This is a genomic window from Actinomycetospora corticicola (assembly GCF_013409505.1).
In the GTDB taxonomy this organism is placed as follows: Bacteria; Actinomycetota; Actinomycetes; order Mycobacteriales; family Pseudonocardiaceae; genus Actinomycetospora; species Actinomycetospora corticicola.
Genome location: NZ_JACCBN010000001.1, coordinates 1,183,230 through 1,203,745, shown reverse-complemented (window position 1 = coordinate 1,203,745; position 20,516 = coordinate 1,183,230). Strand labels below are relative to the sequence as shown.

General features: G+C 74.1%; 16 protein-coding genes. 6 read left to right on the top strand and 10 right to left on the bottom strand.

What is annotated here, in order from left to right; genetic code table 11:
• Positions 1-9 precede the first annotated feature (9 nt).
• From BJ983_RS05680 to BJ983_RS05665, 4 genes are read left to right on the top strand one after another with little or no spacing between them, the layout of a single operon-like run.
• Positions 10-642, top strand: a complete 633-nt coding sequence (locus BJ983_RS05680) for a methyltransferase domain-containing protein (RefSeq protein WP_179792937.1) — start codon at positions 10-12, stop codon at positions 640-642.
• Positions 639-2,198, top strand: coding sequence for a Na+/H+ antiporter (locus BJ983_RS05675; RefSeq protein ID WP_179792936.1), 1,560 nt, complete (start codon positions 639-641; stop codon positions 2,196-2,198). The genes BJ983_RS05680 and BJ983_RS05675 overlap by 4 nt, the downstream gene beginning before the upstream one ends.
• A gap of 43 nt (positions 2,199-2,241) precedes the next feature.
• Positions 2,242-3,489, top strand: coding sequence for a tetratricopeptide repeat protein (locus BJ983_RS05670; RefSeq protein ID WP_179792935.1), 1,248 nt, complete (start codon positions 2,242-2,244; stop codon positions 3,487-3,489).
• A 16-nt stretch (positions 3,490-3,505) separates the two neighbouring features.
• Positions 3,506-4,669, top strand: coding sequence for a tetratricopeptide repeat protein (locus BJ983_RS05665; protein ID WP_179792934.1), 1,164 nt, complete (start codon positions 3,506-3,508; stop codon positions 4,667-4,669).
• Here the strand turns inward: BJ983_RS05665 and BJ983_RS05660 are convergent.
• From BJ983_RS05660 to BJ983_RS05635, 6 genes are all read right to left on the bottom strand, one after another.
• Positions 4,653-4,964, bottom strand: a complete 312-nt coding sequence (locus BJ983_RS05660; RefSeq protein WP_179792933.1) for an EthD family reductase — start codon at positions 4,962-4,964, stop codon at positions 4,653-4,655. The two genes, BJ983_RS05665 and BJ983_RS05660, sit on opposite strands and share 17 nt — an antisense overlap.
• Positions 4,965-5,042: 78 nt before the next feature.
• Positions 5,043-6,002: a phytanoyl-CoA dioxygenase family protein gene (locus BJ983_RS05655; protein WP_179792932.1), complete on the bottom strand. Its 960-nt coding sequence runs from the start codon at positions 6,000-6,002 to the stop codon at positions 5,043-5,045.
• Positions 5,999-6,835 (bottom strand): class I SAM-dependent methyltransferase, encoded by an 837-nt coding sequence (locus BJ983_RS05650; RefSeq protein WP_179792931.1) that lies wholly within the window; start codon positions 6,833-6,835, stop codon positions 5,999-6,001. The genes BJ983_RS05655 and BJ983_RS05650 overlap by 4 nt, the downstream gene beginning before the upstream one ends.
• Before the next feature lie 104 nt (positions 6,836-6,939).
• The gene (locus BJ983_RS05645; protein WP_179792930.1) at positions 6,940-7,557 is read right to left on the bottom strand and encodes a TMEM175 family protein; all 618 of its coding nucleotides are present in this window, start codon (positions 7,555-7,557) and stop codon (positions 6,940-6,942) included.
• A complete protein-coding gene (locus BJ983_RS05640) occupies positions 7,554-8,168 on the bottom strand; it encodes a histidine phosphatase family protein (RefSeq protein ID WP_179792929.1) in 615 nt (204 codons plus the stop codon). Before BJ983_RS05640 ends, BJ983_RS05645 begins: the two co-directional genes overlap by 4 nt.
• Entirely contained in the window at positions 8,168-8,596 is a 429-nt protein-coding gene (locus BJ983_RS05635) for an HIT domain-containing protein (RefSeq protein WP_179792928.1), read from the bottom strand. The genes BJ983_RS05640 and BJ983_RS05635 overlap by 1 nt, the downstream gene beginning before the upstream one ends.
• Positions 8,597-8,690: 94 nt before the next feature.
• Between BJ983_RS05635 and glgX the strand changes: the two genes are divergently transcribed.
• Positions 8,691-10,904 (top strand): glycogen debranching protein GlgX, encoded by a 2,214-nt coding sequence (glgX, locus tag BJ983_RS05630; protein ID WP_179792927.1) that lies wholly within the window; start codon positions 8,691-8,693, stop codon positions 10,902-10,904.
• On the top strand, positions 10,901-13,252 hold the full coding sequence (gene treY / locus BJ983_RS05625) for a malto-oligosyltrehalose synthase (protein ID WP_179792926.1): 2,352 nt from the start codon (positions 10,901-10,903) through the stop codon (positions 13,250-13,252). The genes glgX and treY overlap by 4 nt, the downstream gene beginning before the upstream one ends.
• 153 nt (positions 13,253-13,405) lie before the next feature.
• On the opposite strand, the gene BJ983_RS05620 is transcribed toward treY, so the two are convergent.
• The 4 genes from BJ983_RS05620 to BJ983_RS05605 form a co-directional block, all read right to left on the bottom strand.
• Positions 13,406-14,146 carry a ferric reductase-like transmembrane domain-containing protein gene (locus BJ983_RS05620; protein WP_179792925.1) on the bottom strand — a complete coding sequence of 247 codons (741 nt, stop codon included), beginning with the start codon at positions 14,144-14,146 and terminating at the stop codon, positions 13,406-13,408.
• Between the two features lie 4 nt (positions 14,147-14,150).
• Positions 14,151-14,399, bottom strand: a complete 249-nt coding sequence (locus BJ983_RS05615; RefSeq protein ID WP_179792924.1) for a hypothetical protein — start codon at positions 14,397-14,399, stop codon at positions 14,151-14,153.
• 82 nt (positions 14,400-14,481) lie between these two features.
• On the bottom strand, positions 14,482-15,522 hold the full coding sequence (locus tag BJ983_RS05610) for an aldo/keto reductase (protein ID WP_179792923.1): 1,041 nt from the start codon (positions 15,520-15,522) through the stop codon (positions 14,482-14,484).
• Between the two features lie 52 nt (positions 15,523-15,574).
• The gene (locus BJ983_RS05605) at positions 15,575-20,416 is read right to left on the bottom strand and encodes a SpoIIE family protein phosphatase (RefSeq protein WP_179792922.1); all 4,842 of its coding nucleotides are present in this window, start codon (positions 20,414-20,416) and stop codon (positions 15,575-15,577) included.
• Positions 20,417-20,516: the final 100 nt, after the last annotated feature.

Below are 20,516 nucleotides of genomic sequence, written 5' to 3'. Positions count from 1 at the left end.
AGTGCGCCGGTGCCCGACAACCCCTGGCTCGCCGTCACCGGAGGCACCGCCGGACCCGGCTACGCGGAACGGTTCGCGACCCTGGCCGCCGAGGGCGCCGACCTGCACGGCGAGGCGCGGCGGGTCCACGCCCTGCTCGACGGGACGCCGTCCGACGTGCTCGACGCCGGGTGCGGGACGGGGCGGGTCGCGATCCACCTGGCGGAGCTCGGCCACCGCGTGGTCGGGGTCGACCTCGACGCCTCGATGCTCGACGAGGCCCGGCGCGCGGCGCCCGGGCTGTCCTGGCACCTGCGCGACCTCACCGCGCTGGACCTCGGGCAGCGGTTCGACCTCGTCGTCGGCGCGGGCAACATCTGGCCGTTCCTCACCCCCGGGACCCACGCGCGGGTGCTCGCCCGGCTGGCCGCGCACCTGCGGCCGGGCGGGCTGCTCGTGCTCGGGTTCGGCCTGGGCCCCGAGCACGTGCCGACCTCGCTGCCCGACGACGTCGCCGTGCCCGACCTGCACGCCTACGACACGGCCGCCGTCGGCGCCGGCCTCCACCTGCACACGCGCACCGCCGACTGGGACGGCGCCGAGCCGTACACCGGCGGCGGCTACGCGGTCAGCGTCCACCGCCGAGGGAGCACCGCGCCGTGAACGGCCTCGCCCTGCTGATCGTCCTCGTCGTCTCGCTCGCGGTCACCGCCCTCGCGGACCGGTTCCGGGTGTCGTCGCCGCTGCTGCTCGTGCTGGTCGGGCTCGCGCTGTCCTACCTCCCGGGCATCCCGAACGTCCCGCTCGACCCCGACCTCGTCCTCTTCCTCGTCCTCCCGCCGCTCCTCTACTCCGCCGCGCTCGAGTCCTCGGCGCTGCGGCTGCGCGAGAACCTCAACCGCATCGGCCAGCTCGCGTTCGGGCTCGTCATCTTCACGACGGCGGTGGTGGGTCTCGTCGCGTGGTGGGTGGTCCCGGGGCTCCCGCTCGCGAGTGCGCTCGTCCTCGGCGCGGTCGTCGCCCCGCCGGACGCGGTCGCCGCCGCGTCCATCGGGCGCCGGCTGGGGCTGCCGCGCCGGATGATGACGATCATCGAGGGCGAGAGCCTGCTCAACGACGCGACCGCGCTGACCCTGTTCCGGGTCCTGCTCGCCGTCGCCCTGGGTACCGGCGCGTCCCTGCTCGAGGGGCTCGGCGAGTTCGTGCTGGCGGCCGGCGGCGGGATCCTGGTCGGCGCGGCCGTCGGCTGGGTGATCCACCGCGTGCGCCTGCGGCTCGGGGACTCGTCGCTGGAGAGCGCGGTCGGCCTCGTCGTGCCGTTCGCGATCTACCTGCTCGCCGAGGAGCTCCACGCGAGCGGCGTGCTCGCCGTCGTGATCGCGGGCCTCTACCTCGGGCACAAGTCGACCGAGGGCGGCTTCGCGACCCGCATCCAGGACCAGGCGGTGTGGAAGGCGCTCGACCGGCTCCTCGAGGCGCTCGTGTTCGCCCTCATCGGGCTGCAGCTACCGATCGTGGTCGCCGAACTCCGCATCCCCTTCGGCCTCGTCGTCGCGTCCTCGCTCGCCGTCCTCGCCGCGACGATCCTCGCCCGGTTCGTCTGGATGTTCCCGACGATCTACCTGCCGCGGCTCCTGCCCAAGGTCCGGGCGCGTGGGCCGGCCCTGCCCTGGCAGGTGCCGACGGTGCTCTCCTGGGCGGGGATGCGGGGGGTGGTCACGCTCGCCGCGGCGTTCACGATCGACCCCGCGATGCCCGGGCGCGACATCGTCCTGTTCCTCGCCTTCGTCGTCACCGTGGGGACGCTGCTGATCCACGGCCTGTCCCTGCCGTGGGTCATCCGCCGACTGAACGTCCACGACCGCGGCGCCCAGCACGACACCCTCCAGGAGGCCGCGGCGAAGCAGGCGGCGGCCGAGCGGGCACTGGAGACGCTGGAGGAGCTGACCGGCCCCGGGAACCACACGCCCGAGCACATCACCTCGCAGCTGCGCTCGTGGGCCGAGCAGCGCTCGAACGGCGCCTGGGAACGCCTCGGCCGCCCCGCCGAGGAGATCGGCGAGTCCCCGTCGGTGACGTTCGTCCGGCTGCGCCGCGCCATGCTCGACGCCGAGCGCACCACCTTCGTCCGCTTCCGCGACATGGGTCGCCTCGAGGAGGGCACCATGCGCGAACTGCTCCGCGAGCTGGACTACGAGGAGGCCATGCTCGACCGCTGATTCCCGACGACGGGTCGCTCCGGCGGTCGCTAGGGTGCCGGGCGTGAGCGGCGCCGATCCCCTGCTCGACAGCCTCCGGTCCGCGGTCGCCGCCTCCCCGGACGACCCGACGCTGCGGCTCCACCTGGCGGGCCTGCTCCTCGACGCCGGCGAGCAGCAGGAGGCAGTCTCCCACGTCGCCGCCGTGCTCGGGCGCGACCCCGGGAACGCCGACGCCGCGGCCCTGATGGCCCGCGGGCTCACCCCGCAGCAGCCGCCGCGACCACCCCGGCCGGAGCCCGCACCCGTCGTCGGGAAGCCCTCCTTCGACTGGGAGGCCGCGGAGGCCGAGGTCAGCGACGTCGTGGCGCCGCGGTTCGCCCCCGACGACGAACCCGAGCGGGTCCCGGCGCACGCGCCGACCGGCGGCGGGCGCTTCGTGGTGGAGCGGCCCGACCTGCGCCTGGCCGACGTCGGCGGCATGGACGCGGTGAAGAAGCGCCTGGAGGCCGCGTTCCTGGCGCCGTTGCGCAACGAAGAGCTGCGCGCGCTGTACGGCAAGAGCCTGCGGGGCGGACTGCTGCTCTACGGGCCGCCCGGGTGCGGGAAGACGTTCTTCGCGCGGGCGCTCGCGGGAGAGCTCGGGGCGAACTTCCTGGCGGTGGGCATCCACGACGTCCTCGACCAGTGGGCCGGGAACTCCGAGCGCAACATGCACGACGTCTTCCTCGCCGCCCGGGCCGCGGCGCCCTGCATCCTGTTCTTCGACGAGCTGGACGGCATCGCGCAGAAGCGGTCGGCGGTCGTGGGCGGGGTGCTCCGGCAGGTCATCACGCAGCTGCTCGCCGAGCTCGACGGGGTGTCCGCGGACAACGAGGGCGTGTTCGTGCTCGCGGCGAGCAACATGCCCTGGGACGTCGACCCCGCGCTGCGCCGGCCCGGGCGCTTCGACCGGACGGTGCTGGTGGTGCCGCCGGACGGCGACGCCCGGCGCGCGATCCTGGAGTACCACCTGCGCGACCGTCCGGTGGAGAACGTCGCGCTCAAGCCCCTGGTCGCGCGCACCGAGGGGTTCTCCGGCGCCGATCTCGCCCACCTCTGCGAGGCCGCGACCGAGCACGCCCTGCTCGACTCGGTCGCCACCGGCACCGTCCGGAGGATCACGCAGGCCGACCTGCTCGCGGCGGCCGGTGAGCTCCGTCCGTCGACCGGCCCGTGGTTCACCACCGCCCGGCAGGTCGCCCTGTACGCGAACGGGGACGGGTCCTACGACGAGCTCGCCGCCTACATGAAGCGCCGCAAGCTGCTGTGAGCCGGGCGGGCGGGGCATGACCGCCGGGGAGGCCCGGCGACGGGCGGGCCTGCTCGTCGACGCCCGGCAGTACGACCTCGCACGTCCCGAGATCGCCCGGGCGCTCGCCGAGGACCCGGAGGACGCGGCCGCCTTCCACGTGCTCGCCCTGCTGGAGCAGCGGGTGGGCCACCACGACGACGCGCTCGCCGCGCTCGACCGGGCCGCCGCCCTCGGGCTCCCGCCGACCAGCCACCTGGCCACCCGGCTGAACACGCTCTACCACGCGCGCCGCTTCCCCGAGGCCGTCGCGGCCGGCGAGGACCTCCTGCGCCACGACCCGCAGCACGTCCTCGCGCACATCCTGCTCGCCCAGATGCTGGGGAGCGAAGGCCGCGCGGACTACCCACGCGCCCGCGCGCACGGCGAGTACGCGGTGACGCTCGCGCCGGAGAACGACCACGCGCACTACGCCCTGGGGCAGGTCCTCGCCTCCACCCACGGTCGACGGGGCGCCCGCGAGGCGCTCCCCCGCCTGCAGGAGGCCGTGCGGCTGAAGCCCGACGACCCGGCCAACCTCAACGCCCTCGGCGTCGTCGACCTGACCCTCGGCCGGTCGCGGCGCGCGCTGCGCTCGTTCGCCGACGCCCTGGCCCTCGACCCGACGCTGGAGCCGGCGGCGTTCAACGTGCCGCTCGCGATGCTCGGGCTCGTCCGCCGGGCGGGCCTGGTGCTGACCCTGCTGTTCCTCGCCTCGACCGTCGCCGGGGTGGCGCTCGCCCCCCGGCTCCCGACATCGGGCGCGGGTGCCTCGGCGGGCGCAGGTGCCCTCGCCCACGCGCTGGCGGTCGTGGTGGTGCTCGCCGTCGTCGGGGTGGTCCTCGCCCGGCTGCACCGCGCCGTCCCCCGGGCGATCCGGCCCGCCGCGGCGCGGGCCTGGCGTCGGGACCCGGTGGTCGCGCCGCTGACGGTGTCGTCGGCGCTGACGGCGGTGCTGGGCGTCGTCATGGTCGCCCTACCCGTGCCGAACGGCGTGCACGTCCCGCCGCTGCTCGTGCTCGGGCTGGTGGTGCGGGTGGTCGCCGTCCTGCTCAGCCGGGCGCGGACCGCGCGCTACGGGCGGGAGCGACGGACCGAGCGGTCCGAGCTGTGGCGGCCGCGCGAGCGGCCGCCACGACCCGACGTCACACCGTCGTGGTGATCTCCTGGAACTCCATGTCCACGCCGGCCCGGGCGAAGTTGTCCAAGTCGGCGACGGCGGCCTGCCCGGGCTCGGAGCCCAGCGAGGCCTGGGCGGCCTCCTTCGAGTCCCAGTCGAGGACCGCGACGAGCGCGTGGGCCGGCTGCGAGCCGTCCGGCGTCTCGCAGACGCCCCAGGTGAAGGAGCGGACGTCGGGCAGCTTCGCGGCCAGCGGCGCGTGGGTGTCGCGGTAGTGCGCGACGAACTTCTCCTTGTCGGCCGGGTGGTGATAGCTGGCGGTCAGGCGGTACGTCATCGGACCCTCCGGAGCTGAATTCCGTGTGCGGTGCAACACAACCAGCCCCACCCGCCGTCGGGAAGGGGTCGGCGGCGATCAGCCGTTCCCCGTGACGATCGGGTTGTGCGCGCTGGCCGCCGCCTCGCCCGGCTCGGTGTCCGGGACGAACAGCCGCCAGTCGCCGCTGACCATCGTCGGGTGGTCGATCACCCGCGCTCCGTCGGCGTAGTAGGTCGCCCCGAGCACCATGCGCGGGCGCGTGGTGTGGTTCGCGCCGGCGGTGTGGAAGCACAGCGTCGAGTGGAAGCTGACGTCGCCGAGGGCGAACGGCTCGTCATGCACGACGACCCCGGCCTCGCGCAGCGTCTCGGAGACCTGCAGGTCGTAGGAGGTCCCGACCTTGTCGAACGGCACGTCCTCGACCAGCCGCCACGTGTCCATCCCGCGGGCGAACGACAACGGACCCATCGCGGCGGGTACCGCCTGCAGCGGCATCCACGTCGAGATGACGTCGTGGGAGTCCAGCGGGAAGTGGTGGGCGTCGTAGTGCCACGGGGTACGACCGGCGCCGGGCTCCTTGCACAGCGCGCTGTCGTGGTAGAGCCGCAGCGTGTCGTGCCCGAGCAGGGCCGCGCAGATCCCGGCGATGCGCGGCGAGAGGACGGCCGCGCGGACCAGCGGGTCCTCCAGCCACATCATCTCGCGGGCGCGCAGCGACGTGCCGGTCGTGTCGGCGAGCAGGTCGGTCAGCCGCCGGCGCAGCACCTCCGCCGCCCCGGGGGACACGACACGGGGCAGCACGACGAAGCCGTCGGCGGCGAACGCGCCCGCCGCGCCGACGGGCAGCTCGTAGGGCGCCGCGAGCTCGGCGACGACCGCGTCCTCGTCGGGCAGCGGGCCCGGGTCGGTGACGGGGACGTCGACGAGCTCCGGCGGCGCCTCGTTGCCCGCGAGGGACATGTACCAGTCCCACCACTGCTCGTTGTCGCCGTCCCACGCGGGGGCGACGTCGTCCGGGGCACCGGCCGCGGTGGCCTCGCTGAGGTGCGGGTTCATCGCGCGACCTCCCACGTGATGACGTCGACGACCTGGCTGAAGCGGTAGCCGTCGTCGCCGTGCGTGCCGGCGAGGTACTCCCCCACCGCGCCCTCGGTCTCCATCCGCTCGAGTCCGACCGAGTCGTCGAACGCGCAGCGCTGCAGGAAGCCCTCGATCACGGCCCGGTCGGGGTGCCCGACGTCGTAGCGGATCGTGGTGACGTCCGGCTCGATCCCGGCCGCGCCCAGGGCGTCCCGCACCTGCTCGGAGGTGGTGAACGGCGTCGCGTCCGGCGCGAAGGTGGTGCGGAACGCCTGCGCGAAGCGCATGTAGTGCGAGGTCTCCGAGGCGTGGACGACCGCGCCGAACCCGCCGGGGCGCAGAGCCGCGACCATCCGCGCGATCCCGGCCCCGATCTCGGTGGGCGGGACGACGTAGAGAGCGTGCGTCGCCCAGGCGACGTCGAAGCCGCCGACGTCGTCGGGCAGGTCCTGGATGCGGACCTCGTGCTCGCCGACCGGCACGAACGGCGCCGCGAGCACCGAGCGGGCCTCGGCGATCGAGAAGGCCGACGGGTCGAGCAGGTCGACCTCGACCCGCAGGTCCCCGACCGCCCCGGCGAGACCCCGGCGCTGCAGCTCGGCGGGGAACTTCCCGCTGCCGCACGCGACGTCGAGGACGCGCGCCCGCGCGGCGTCGCCGTGCTCGCGCAGGTCGGCCGCCCAGTCGCGGGCGGCAACCATCTGCCGGTAGTCCTCGGCGGCGAGGGCGTAGAACGCCTCCATCCCCGCGCGGCCCTGCTCGGCCCAGTGGGCCAGACTGCGTTCTTCCGTGCTGCCCGGTTGGGGCATGGGTGGGGTGCCTCCGTGCTCGGCGCCGTGGCCCCCGGGAGTGGAGGAACGGCCGTTCCGTTGCACGCAACCACGGGACGCACGGCCCGGCAACGCGAGCGACCTCAGCGGCGCAGGCGGGTCACCAGCCGCGTCGTGAGCGGGTCGAGGAACAGCACGAGCATCGAGTAGTAGCTCAGCCACGGGACGATCAGCGTGAGCAGGAAGGCGACGAGGAAGTTGACCGTCGCCGCGATCGAGGACGTCACGAACTCCTCCGACGGGCCGCTGCCGTCGCCGTCCGCCTCTCCCGTCCGGCGCATCACCACGGTCATCGTGGTGAGCAGGACGCTGGACACCAGGAGGTTGCCCACGAAGGACCGCAGCACCACGTCGCTCGGCCCGTACGAGGAGACCAGCTCCACGAAGAACGGCAACGCCGTGATCGTCAGGACCCAGACGAGGTTGAGCGTGACCAGGGACGGGGTGAGACGGACGGCGAACCCGAACAGCTGGTGGTGGGAGACCCAGAGCCGGGCGATCACCGCGAACCCCAGCAGGAAGCTGCCGATCGCCGGGAGATTGCCCGCGATGATCGCGCCGGCCCCCGGCTCCCCGGCGCGCGCCGCCTCCGGCACGAGCTCCACGAGGGGCAGCACGAGCAGGGTCAGGGCGATGGCGACCGCGGCGTCGGTGAACGCCACCATGCGTCCGGGGGGCGGGAGCCGGTCCGGGGCGCTCACAGCAGCTCCGCGACGTGCCCCGTCTCGTTGACCGACCGCACCTTGCGGCGTCCCGACCGGGAGACGAGCACCCGGCTCAGGCCCACGTGGTCGAGCGGGAAGGTCAGTGGACGCCCCAGGGCGAGCTCGAGGGCGAGGAACATGTTGATCGTGCCCGCGTGGCAGACCACGAGCACCGACTCGCGGCCCGCGTCGGCGTGCCGGGCGACGATGCGGTCGAAGGCGCCGCGGACCCGGGCGGTGAAGGCCCCGACGTCGACGAACTCCGGCAGGAACCCCTCCTGGATCCGCTGCCAGTCCGGGTCGTCGGACCCGAGCCGCAGGTGCACCGGGGTGTAGGAGGAGCGCCCGGCGTCGAACTCCGCGAGCTCCTCGTCGACGACGGGGGTCAGGCCGAGGGCGTCCGCGGCCGGCGCGGCGGTCTCCTGGGCGCGCCGCATGCCGGACACGACGATCTCGGTGATCTTCTCGCCGGTGTTGTTCGCGGCCCACCAGCCCAGCGCGCTGGCCTGCACGCGACCGCGGGAGGAGAGCTCGGGGTCGGCCGGGGCGCCGTCGGGCGTCGGGTCGGCCGCGACCGGCTCGGCATGGCGGGCGAGGATGAGCTGCATCAGGACGCCGGGACGTGGTCGCCGTGGCCGGCGGCCCGGAGCCCCGCGCGGATGCGCTCGGCCTGGTCGTCCATCGCCGCCGGGTCGGGGTCGGTCGCCGCCTGTGTGAAGTCGAACGCCTCGAGACCCCACGCCGGGTGGACGTGCACGTGGAGGTGCGGCACCTCGAAGCCCGCGATCATCAGCGCGACCCGCGGGGGCTCGAAGACGTCGCGGATCACGGTCCCGAGCGTGCGCGCCGTCGCCATCGCGTGCTCGAAGAGCCCGGTTGGCGCGTCGATCCACTGGTCAATCTCCTCGCGGGGCACCACGAGGGTGTGGCCGGGCCCCAGGGGGTTGATCGAGAGGAACCCGACGACCTGGTCGTCGGACCACACGAATCGCCCGGGGATCTCGCCGTTGATGATCTTGGTGAAGACGGTCGCCACGCGCCGGAGCCTAACGACCCGGAAGGGTCGGTGCGGGCCGGTAGCGTGGTCGGGCCGGCGTCCTGTCGGTGTTCGAAGGTGTTGAGGAGAATCGATGCAGCCCTGGCCGGGCACGTCCTACCCGCTGGGTGCCACCTACGACGGGGCCGGCACGAACTTCGCGCTCTTCAGCGAGGTGGCGACCGGGGTCACGCTGTGTCTCTACGACCCCGACGGCTCCGAGACGTCGATCCCGCTCCCGGAGCGGGACGGGTTCGTCTGGCACGGCTACCTGCCCGGCGTGGTGCCCGGGCAGCGCTACGGCTACCGCGTGGACGGCCCCCTCGACCCCGAGGCGGGCCAGCGGTGCAACCCGCACAAGCTGCTGATCGACCCGTACGCGAAGTCCATCGACGGGAGCCTCGGCCAGACCTACGCCTGGGACGAGAGCCTGTTCGGCTACCACTTCGAGAACCCGGACGAGGTGAACCACGACGACTCGGCGCAGCACGTGCCGAAGGCCGTCGTGGTCAACCCCTTCTTCGACTGGCACGACGACCGACCGCCGCGGACGCCCTACCACGAGACGGTCATCTACGAGGCCCACGTCAAGGGCCTGACCTACCAGCACCCGGACATCCCCGAGGAGATGCGCGGCACGTACTCCGCCGTCGCGCACCCGGCCACGATCTCCCACCTGCAGCGGCTCGGGATCACCGCGATCGAGCTCATGCCGGTGCACCAGTTCGTGCACGACGACGCGCTGGTCCAGCGCGGTCTGCGCAACTACTGGGGCTACAACACCATCGCCTTCTTCGCCCCGCATTTCGGCTACGCGAGCACCGGGCCCACGGGCACGACGTCGCCGGGCGCGCAGGTGCAGGAGTTCAAGGCGATGGTGCGCGACCTGCACGCCGCGGGCATCGAGGTGATCCTCGACGTCGTCTACAACCACACCGCCGAGGGCAACCACCAGGGCCCGACGCTGTCCATGCGCGGCATCGACAACCAGGCCTACTACCGCCTCGTCGACGACCAGCCGCAGTACTACATGGACTACACGGGCACCGGGAACTCGCTGAACGTCCGGCAGCCGCACACGTTGCAGCTGATCATGGACTCGCTGCGGTACTGGGTCACCGAGATGCACGTCGACGGCTTCCGGTTCGACCTCGCGTCCACCCTCGCGCGGGAGTTCTACGACGTCGACCGGCTCTCGACGTTCTTCGACCTCGTCCAGCAGGACCCGGTGATCTCCCAGGTCAAGCTCATCGCGGAGCCCTGGGACGTCGGGCCCGGCGGGTACCAGGTGGGCAACTTCCCGCCCGCGTGGACGGAGTGGAACGGCAAGTACCGCGACACCGTCCGCGACTTCTGGCGCGGCACCCCCGGCACCATGGGCGAGTTCGCGGCCCGGCTCACCGGCTCCTCGGACCTCTACCAGGACGACGGGCGCCGGCCGTACGCCTCGATCAACTTCGTCACCGCGCACGACGGCTTCACCCTCAACGACCTCGTCTCGTACAACGAGAAGCACAACGAGGCCAACGGCGAGGGCGGCAACGACGGCGCCGACGACAACAACTCCTGGAACTGCGGCGTCGAGGGCCCCACCGACGACGCGGCGGTGCTCGAGCTGCGCCAGCGCCAGCGGCGGAACTTCCTGGCCACGCTGTTCCTGTCCCAGGGCGTCCCGATGCTCCTGCACGGCGACGAGCAGGGCCGCACCCAGGACGGCAACAACAACGGCTACTGCCAGGACTCCGAGATCTCCTGGATGGAGTGGTCGCCGGAGAAGTCCGACTCCGAGCTGATGACCTATACCGGTGGGCTCTCCGCGCTCCGGGCGGCACACCCGGTGTTCCGCCGGCGCCGCTTCTTCAACGGCCGCGAGATCCGCCCCGCCCTGCCCGGCTCCTCCGACGAGCCCCAGCGCGACATCGCCTGGTTCTCGCCCTCCGGCGAGGAGATGGGCGACGAGGACTGGGAGGCCGGCACCGCCGCGACGCTGACGGTCTTCCTGAACGGCGACGGGATCGCCGAGGCCGACCAGCGGGGGCAGCGGGTCGTGGACGACTCGTTCCTGCTGATGTTCAACGCCCACCACGAGGACGTCGAGGTGACGCTGCCCGGGCACGGGCTGCCCGAGCGCTGGGGCACGGTGCTCGACACCGTCGACGGCACCGTGGTCGTCGGGACGGCCCGGTCGACCGCACTCACCACCGTGGACGCCCTGCCCGAGGACCTCGACACCCTCGGCGGCGGCGACACGGTCACCCTCACCGCCCGCTCGATGCTCCTGCTGCAGAAGACGGACGCCGGCTCGTGAGCACCCGGATCCCCAGCTCGACCTACCGGCTCCAGCTCTCGCCCGAGCAGGACTTCGCCTCGGCCACCGACCTCGTCGGCTACCTCGGTGACCTCGGCGCGGGCGCGCTGTACTGCTCCCCGCTGCTGCAGCCCTCCCCCGGGTCGATGCACGGCTACGACGTCGTCGACCCCACGAAGGTCAACGACGAGCTGGGCGGCGAGCAGGCCCGCGTGGCGCTGATCGGGGCGCTGCGCGAGGCGGGCCTGAAGGCGCTGATCGACCTCGTGCCGAACCACATGGGCGTCGCGGTGCCGGAGGCGAACCCGTCGTGGTGGTCGCTGCTGCAGCTCGGCCCGGAGTCGCCGTACGCGTCCTGGTACGACGTCGACCTCTCGGTGCCGGTCCTGATCCCGGTGCTCGGCTCGCCCGAGGACGTCGAGAAGCTCGAGCTGTCCGACGACGGGACCGAGCTGCGGTACTTCGAGCACCGGTACCCGGTGGCGCCGGGGACGGGCGAGGGCTCGCCCCAGGAGGTGCACGAGCGCCAGCACTACCGGCTCGTGCACTGGCGGCGCGGCAACGCGGAGCTGACGTACCGCCGGTTCTTCGACGTGTCCGACCTGGCCGCCGTCCGGGTGGACGACCCGGCGGTCTTCGACGCGACGCACGCCGAGGTGCTGCGCTGGGTCGGGGCGGACCCCGACGTCGTCAGCGGGCTGCGCATCGACCACCCCGACGGGCTCACCGCCCCCGGGGCCTACCTGCGACGCCTGCGCGAGCGGCTGGGCGACGACGCCTGGCTGCTGGTCGAGAAGATCACCTCCCTGCGCGCCGACGGCGCCACCGAGGCGCTGCCGGCGTCGTGGCCCGCCGACGGGACGACGGGGTACGACGCCCTGCGCGAGGTGTGCGGGCTGTTCGTCGACCCGCGCGGCGAGTCGCTGGTCGAGCAGATCGCCGCGGAGCACACCGGGGCGCGGCAGCGCCTGTCGGTGGCCGAGCACACGGCGAAGCGGCTGGTCACCGACGAGATCCTGGTCGCGGAGGTGCGCCGGATCGCGGCCCTGGTGCCCGCCGAGGACGGTGACGACGAGGCGACGGTCCGGGACGCGGTGGCGGAGCTGCTGGCGGCGTACCCGGTGTACCGGTCGTACCTGCCGGAGGGGCGGGCCGACCTGGAGCGCGCGGTCGACACGGCGTCGACCGCCCGTCCCGAGCTGGCCCCCGTCGTCCGCCGTATCCGCGCGGCGATGATCGCCGACCCGGACGGGCCGCTGACCCTGCGCGTGGAGCAGACCAGCGGGATGGTCACCGCGAAGGGCGTCGAGGACACGACCTTCTACCGGTGGAACCGGTTCGTCGCGCTCAACGAGGTCGGCGGCGCGCCCGACCGGTTCGGCGTCTCCCCCGCGGAGTTCCACGTCGCCGCCGCCCACCGGGCCGCCGCGACGCCGGTCGCGATGACGACCCTGTCGACCCACGACACGAAGCGCTCCGAGGACGTGCGGGCCCGGCTCGCGGTGCTCTCGGAGCTCACGGCGGAGTGGGGCGCGCTGCTGCGCACCCTGTCGGCCCGCCACCCGCTCCCCTCGCCCTCGCTCGAGCTCCTGGCGTGGCAGTCGGTGATCGGGGCGTGGCCGCTGACCGAGGACCGGCTCGGCGGCTACCTGACGAAGGCGTCGAAGGAGGCGAAGCTCGTCACGGCGCACGTCGACGCGAACGCCGAGGTCGACGAGCAGATCGCCGCGTGGCCGGCCCAGGTCCTCTCCGAAGCCGACACGGTCGCCGAGATCGAGGCCTTCGTCGCGGGCATCGACGCCCACGCGCGGTCGAACTCGCTCGGCCAGAAGCTCCTGCAGATCGCCGGGCCGGGCGTGCCCGACGTCTACCAGGGCACCGAGCTGTTCGAGTACTCGCTGGTCGACCCGGACAACCGGCGGCCCGTCGAGTTCGCCCGCCGTCGGGAGCTGCTCGGCCGGATCGACGGGGGATGGCTGCCGCCCGGGGACGACCCGGACGGGGCCACGAAGCTGCTGGTGACCGCGGCGGCACTGCGCCTGCGCCGGTTCCGGCCGGAGCTCTTCGAGGGGTACGCCCCGCTGATCGCCGCCGGTCCGGCGGCCGACCACGCGGTGGCGTTCGCCCGGGGCGGTCCGGCCGGGCGGGAGCGGCTCGTCGTCGTGGCGACCCGGCTGCCGGTCGGGCTCGAGGCCGCCGGCGGGTGGGCCGACACGGTCCTCCCGCTGCCCGCCGGGGCCTCCGACTGGACCGACATGGTCACCGGTGAGGCCGTCGACGGCTCCGCCCCGGCGTTGTCGGAGCTCCTCGCCCGCTATCCCGTGGCGTTGCTGGTCCGGCCCGCCTGACTCGTCCGGCGAGGGTCACATCAGGCAGCTCCGCGCGCTGCGGGACCTGCCTGACGTGGCCCTCGCGGACGCGTGGCCCGCTGGTCCGTTCGCGAGGTCGACACCAGGCAGCCCCGGGCGACCCGGAGCCTGCCTGAGGTGACCCTCGCGGGGCTACGGACGCCGCTTCGGGGCCAACGGGACCACCCGTCGGGCCGGCCGGACGGCGGGGAGCACCTCGGTCGCGGCCTCGACCGGTGCCATCGTCTCGGTCACCGCCTCACCGGGGTCGGCCCTGGATGCCCGCGCGAGCGGCAGCTCCCCCGTCACGGCGCGGATCGCCTCCTCCGGCACGCGCCCGCGCTCGGCGACCGGCACGGCGGTCCGCCGCTTGTCGCGGCGCCGGTAGATCAGCGCGCCGAGGATCGCGAGCGTCGCGATGAGCGGGACCACCAGCGTCCACCACGTCGTCCCCCGGAACGACAGGTTGAGCACGGCGTGCACCACGACGATCGGCCAGCACAGGTACGACGACCAGTGCACCCAGAACCACACCCGCCGCGAGATCCGCGACCGCAGCACCGACGTCAGGATGATCGCGAGGATCAGGTCGGTCGCGACCGTGCCGAAGGCGGCGCCGATCGGGTTGTACTCGGCGATGCCGGGCACGAACACGTCGACCACGCGCAGGTGCACGTAGTCGGTGACCAGCACCGTCACCACGTGCAGCGCCACGAACACGACGGTGATCAGGGAGAGGTTGCGGTGCAGCGCGACCAGGACGAACCGGGGCAGCCCCAGGTCCGCGTTCTTCACCACCGAGGTGTTGTGCAGGATCCCCAGGACGACGACGAGGCTGAGCAGCAGCAGGCCCATGGCCCCGAGGGCGCGCGAGACGAACCAGAGTTGGAGCACCGGGTCACCGCGTGAACGGGGTGTAGACGAGCGGCCCCTCCTGCGGGCGCGTGTACTGGTACTCCAGCGGCGTCACCCGCGGCACGTCCGGCGCGGAGGCCGTCGCCGAGATCGCGGCCTGCAGCCCGACGGTGAGCGCGGCGGCGATCGCGGTGATCCAGGCGGTGGTCTCGACGATCATGCGCTTGTTCGTCTCGTGCTGGGACTTCTTGCGCGCGCCCGAGCCCGCCCGCACCGCTCCCGACGCCGCCACGCCTCCAGGATGCCGGATGAGGTCCCCGTGAGATCACCCGAGGGCGTCGCCGACGCCCCCGGGCGGCCCACGTGCAGCGCCCCTACCCGAGCAGCGTCGCGTCCGCCGGGGAGAGCCGGTCGGTGATCGTGTTCTTCTGGTGCCAGTAGGGGTAGAGCAGCGGCATCGCCGAGACCTCGTCGAGGCGGCGCACCTCGTCGTCGGTCAGGGCGAGGTCGGCGGCGGCGAGGTTGTCGGCGAGCTGCTCCTCGGTGCGGGCGCCGATCACCAGCGAGGTCACGCCGGGCTTGTGGAGCAGCCACGCGTTGGCCACCTGCGCCACCGACACGCCGTGGGCCTCCGCGACCTCCGCGGCGACCTCGATGATGTCGTAGAGCCGGTCGCGGTCGTGGACCGGCGGCTCGGACCACTCGCCGAGGTGGCGCGAGGTCTCCGGGTCGTCCTGGCCGCGCCGGAACTTGCCGGACAGCAGCCCACCGGCGATCGGGCTCCACACGAGGATGCCGAGCCCCTGGTCGATCGAGACCGGGACCAGCTCGTTCTCCGCCTCGCGGGCCTGCAGCGTGTAGTGGATCTGCTGGGAGACGAAGCGCTGGAACTCGCCCCGCTCCGAGACGCCCAGCGCCTTCATGATGTGCCACGCCGAGTAGTTCGAGCAGCCGATGTACCGGATCTTGCCCTTGCGCACGAGCGTGTCCAGCGCCTCGAGGGTCTCCTCGAGCGGGGTCTGGCCGTCCCAGCCGTGCAGCTGGTAGAGGTCGATGTGCTCGACGCCGAGCCGGCGCAGGCTGTCCTCGCACGACCGGACGATGCGGGTCCGGGAGGCCCCGCCGTCGTTCGGCCCGTCGCCCATCGGGAAGCGCATCTTCGTGGCGAGGTAGAGGTCGTCCCGGTGGTTCTTCGTCGCCTGCCCGACGATCTCCTCGGACTGCCCGGCCGAGTACATGTCGGCCGTGTCGACGAGGTTGACCCCGTGCTCGACGCACAGGTCGATCTGCCGCGTGGCGCCCTCGACGTCGGTGGTGCCGAGCTGTTCGAACATGCCCCGGCCGCCGAAGGTCATCGTGCCCATCGTCATCGTCGAGACCTTGAGTCCCGACCGGCCCAGCTGCCTGTACTCCATGCCCGCCGGATGCCCGCCCGGAGACGTCCCCGAACAGCGGCCGGGCCCGCCGTCAGGATCGGACGGCCGCCTGCGGGGGTGCGGGGAGCCCGCCCAGCGCGAGAACCCTCGCCGCGGGGCCCGACTGCGGCAGCACCAGCTCCGCGCCGACGTCCGCGGCCGCGAGGAGCACCCCGATGCCGGCACTGGCGAGGTGCCCGACGGCGGAGACGTCCAGCGTCCAGGACCGCGCCGGCGGTGCCGCGACCACCCGTGAGAGCACGTCGGCGCCCGCGAGGTCGAGGTCGCCCTGCACGGTCACGGTGCTCCCCTCGACGGTCACCGACACCTCCCGGTCGGACTCCGACACCCGCGCGTGCTCCCGGACGGGTTCCTGCGACCGCCGGGCCGGGGGCACGGTGAACGTCACCGTGGTCCCGTCAGGACCCGCGTCGAGCACCACGTCGGAGGCGAGCGCCCGGATCATCGAGAGGCCGCGGCCCCGGTGCCCGGGGTCGCTCGGAATGGCACGCCAGGATCCATGGTCGGTGACGTCCACCGTCACCCCGCCGTCGGGCAGGACGGTGAGGGTGACGCGGACCTCGGCGTCGGGCGGCGGGACCGGCCCGTAGGCGTGCTCGACGGCATTGGTGGCGGCCTCGCCGAGCGCGAGCTGGACGTCCTCGGCGACCTCGTCCCGCAGGCCGGCGGGCCCGGCCCAGACGCGGACGGCCCGGCGCATGCGGGCGAGCTCGGACGGGTCCGCCGGGAAGGTGCGGGTCATCGGGGACGGGGCGAGACGGAGCACCACCACAGCGACGTCGTCGATCGCCTCGCTCGGGGCGAGGGCGTCGAGCAGGTAGGTGGCCGTCTGCTCGGGCGCCGGGTCGGGGCGGGCCGCCGTGACCTCGACCAGGCGGTCCAGTCCCTCGTCGAGGGACTCCCCGCGCCGCTCGACGAGACCGTCGGTGTAGAGCACCAGGTCGTCGCCGTCCCGGATCGTGATCGTGCCCTCGGTCCGCGGCGCGCGGGCGTCCAGCCCGAGCCCGAGCAGCGGGCCGTGGCCCGCCGGGTCGGTGAGGAGCCGGGGCCCGGGGTCGTCGACGAGCAGGGCGGGCAGGTGGCCGGCGCGGGCCCAACGCACCTCGCCGGAGTCGGTGTCGACGAGCAGGCAGATGGCGGTGGACGCCCGCGCGCCGGGGACCCGGGCGACCAGCCCGTCGAGCAGGTCGAGGGCCGGACCGGGGCCGTGGCCCGCGAGCAGGTAGCCGGAGAGAGCCGTCCGCAGCTGCCCCATCACGGCCGCCGCCGCGGTGCCCTGGCCGACGACGTCGCCGACCACGACCGCCACGTGGTGCGGGCCGACCTCCACGACGTCGTACCAGTCGCCGCCGGCGGAGGTCCCGACCGCGCCCGGCAGGTAGCGCACCGCGATCGGCAGCCGCGCGATCTCGGGCAGCGCCTGCGGCAGCAACGAGCGTTGCAGGGTCTGCGCGATCTCGTGCTCGGCGCGGAAGAGACGGGCGCGGTCGAGCGCGACTGCACAGGGCTCGGCGAGCGCCAGCAGCGTGGTCCGCTCCCCCGCGTCCAGCCGGCCGAGGACGTCCCGCCCGACGGCGAGGGCACCGACGACCTGACCCGCGGCGATCAGCGGGATCGTCACGACCTTGCGCAGCCCCCGGGCACGCATCAGCGCGACCAGCTCCGGGTCCTGCGCGTCCTCCGGCTCCCCCGGTTCCGGCTCGTGGACCCAGATCGACCGCTCGCTGAGCACCGCGCGGGTGAGCAGGGTGTCCACCTCGAGGGGCACGTCGTCGCCGTTCGAGCGCGGGTCCCCGGCCGGCGGACGACGGGTGACCAGGCGCAGCCGGCGCAGGCCCCGGTCGTACTCGAACACGGCGGCCTGCGCGTCCTCGCCGAGCAGCTCGACGATGTGCTCCATCATCGCCCGGCCGACCTCGGCGGGCGTCGCGGCGGCCGAGAACGCCGTCGTGGCGTGGTGGACGATCGCCAGCCGGTGCGCGGCGCTGCGCTCGTCGGCGTGGAGCATCGCGTTGTCGAGGCTCGGCAGCGTCCGGGCGACGACCTCGTCCACCAGCTCCCGGTCGGCCGCGGAGACCGGCGTGGAATCCGGATCCCGCTCGAGCACCAGCACCCCGAGCGTCCGGTCCCGCACCCGCAACGGACGGCAGAGCCGGCGGGGGGCCTCCGCCGGGGCGGGGTCGCCGCTGTCGTCCACGAACACGCGGTCGCCGAGGTGGGCGTCCCGCAGCACCCGCGCCAGCTCCCCGAGCCGACCGGTGACGGTGTCGGTGGACTCCATCCCGGCGGCCACCTCGGCGAGCAGCCGCGCCCGGTCGGCCTCGCGCAGCCGGGTCTCGACGTCGACCGCGGCCCCCACCCAGCCGCCGGCGCGACCGTCGGGGCCGGGCACGGGCGTGGCCTGCTCGACGAGGCGGTGGTAGGTGCCGTCGGCGTGGAGCAGCCGGAGGTCGGTCTCCCAGCTCCGGCCCTCGTCGCGGGCCGGTCCGACCACGGCCTCGTACCCGGCGCGGTCGGCCGGGTGGACCCCGGCGAACCAGCCCGACCCCAGCTCCGCGGCGCGGTCCCGTCCGGTGAACCGGGCCCACCCGGCGTTGAGGAACACCCGCCGTCCGGAGCCGTCGGACACCCAGATGAGGGCGGGCGCCAGGTCGGCCACCGCGGTGAACCGCGCCTCGGCCTCGCGCCGGGCGCGCCCGAGCTGCAGGTGGGCCTGGACGCGGGCCTGCAGCTCCCCGGGGGCGAACGGCTTGACCAGGTAGTCGTCGGCCTGCGCCACGAGCCCCTCGACCGCCGCCTCCTCCCCGGCGCGGGCCGAGAGCAGCAGCACCGGGACCCGGGACGTGCGCGGGTCCTCGCGCAGGGCGGTGAGCAGCCCGAGGCCGTCCCGCCCCGGCATCATCACGTCCGACACGACCAGGTCGGGCGGGTCGGCGAGGGCCATCTCCAGCCCCGCCTCCCCGTCGACCGCGGTGACCACGGCGCAGCGCGGCGCGAGCAGCCGGCTCACGTAGGCCCGCATGTCCGCGTTGTCGTCGACGACCAGGACGCGGCCGAGTACCGGCTGGTCGGGGTCGGGCTCCCCCGCCGCCCCGGCGGGCACCCACAGCTCCGCCTCGTCGACCAGCGCGCGCGACCGGACGGCGCCCTCCGGCGCGTCGTCGTCATCACCGTCGTCGGTCCCGTCCGCCAGCTCGGCGACCGGCATCGACACGGTGAAGGTGGTACCGATGCCGGGCTCGCTGGCGACCTCGACCGACCCGCCGTCGTACTCGACGAGCTCCCGGACCAGCGAGAGCCCGATCCCGCTGCCCTCGGCGCTGCGCGCCCAGGTGCCCTCGATGCGGTGGAAGCGGTCGAAGAGGCGGGGCAGTTCGTCGGCCGCGATGCCGATCCCGGTGTCGGCGACGGTGAGGACCGCGCGGTCGCCCTCGTGGCGCAGCCGCACCGAGACGGAGCCCTCGCGGGTGTACTTGAGGGCGTTCGCGACGAGGTTGAGCACGATGCGTTCCCACCCGACGCGGCTCACCGCGACCGGCACCGGCCACGAGGGGGCGTCGACGACGTACTCCAGCCCGGCCCGCGCCATCGCCGAGGCCACCATGCCGGCCACGTCGACGGTGAACCGGCCGAGGTCGACCGGGCTGCGCCGGGGCTCGGCGCTCCCGGCCTGCAGCCGCGCCACCTCGAGCAGGTCGCCCACGAGCCGGGTGAGCCGCCGGGCGTTGCGGGCGACGACCTCGAGGTCCCCGCGGGCCCGCGACGGGGCGAGGTCGGGCTCGGCGAGCAGCCCGTCGACGGGCCCCGAGATGAGGGTCAGCGGCGTCCGGAGCTCGTGGCTGGCGTCGGCGAAGAAGCGGCGTCGGGCGGTGTCGAGCTCGGCGAGGGCCTCGGCGCGCTGCCGTTCGGACTCCGCGGCCCGCGCGTCGAGCACGCCTGAGGTGACCTGCCCGGCCACGAGCTCCACGAAGTCCCGGTACAGGTCGTCGAACGCGAGGAAGCGGGAGAGCCCGACGACGAGCACCCCCAGCAGGTCGTCCGGGGCGGAACCAGGCGGGCGCAGCGGCACGAGGACCACGCGGTCGCAGTCGGTCGGCACCTCGTCGCGCAGGGCCGGCGGCAGTGCCGCGGGCACCGTGCCCGCCCGGGCGCGTCCGAGCGACCAGGGCCCGTCGTCGTCCAGGGTGGCCGTCGTCGGGGCGGCCGGGCCGCTGCTCCGGGCCCCGACGGCCGCAGCCAGGGCGAGGTCCCCGGTGTCGACGTCGCGGAGGTAGACCAGCCCGAACGGGATGTCGGCGTGATCGCCGCCGAGCACGTCGCCGGACGCGTCGGCCACCTGCCGCGTGGTGCGGGCCGAGGTCATCGCGGTGGCGAGGTCGCGTAGGAACGCCATGCGGCGCTCGGAGAGCACCCGCGGGGTGGTCTCGGCGACCGCGCAGAACAGGCCGTGGAGGTTCCCCTGCTCGTCGGTGAGCGGGCTGTAGGAGAACGTGTGGTAGGTCTCCTCGGGCCAGCCGTTGCGCTCGAGGTAGAGCAGCAGGTCCTCGTCCCACGTCGACTCGCCCCGCTCGGTGACGGCCCGGACCTGCGGCAGGATCGCGTCGTAGATCTCCGACCACACCTCGCGCAGCGGCCGGCCCAGCGCCCACGGGTGCTTCGTGCGCAGCGTGTCGCGGCGGTAGGAGTCGTTGTAGAAGAACGTCAGGTCCGGGCCCCACGACATCCACATGGAGAACCGCGAGGTCAGCAGCACGCGGACGACGGTGCGCAGCTCCTGGGGCCATGACCTGGACGGCCCGAGCGGGGTCGACGACCAGTCGACCCCCGCCATGGCCGCGGCCACGTCACCGTCCACGGCGAACAGGGGATCCACGTCCTCCCCGTCCGTCCTCACCATCCGTACCGCTCCCGTCCTGCCGTCGACGATCGAGCCTATCGCCGCGGGCGTGTACCCGGTTCGCGCGGCGACCGGA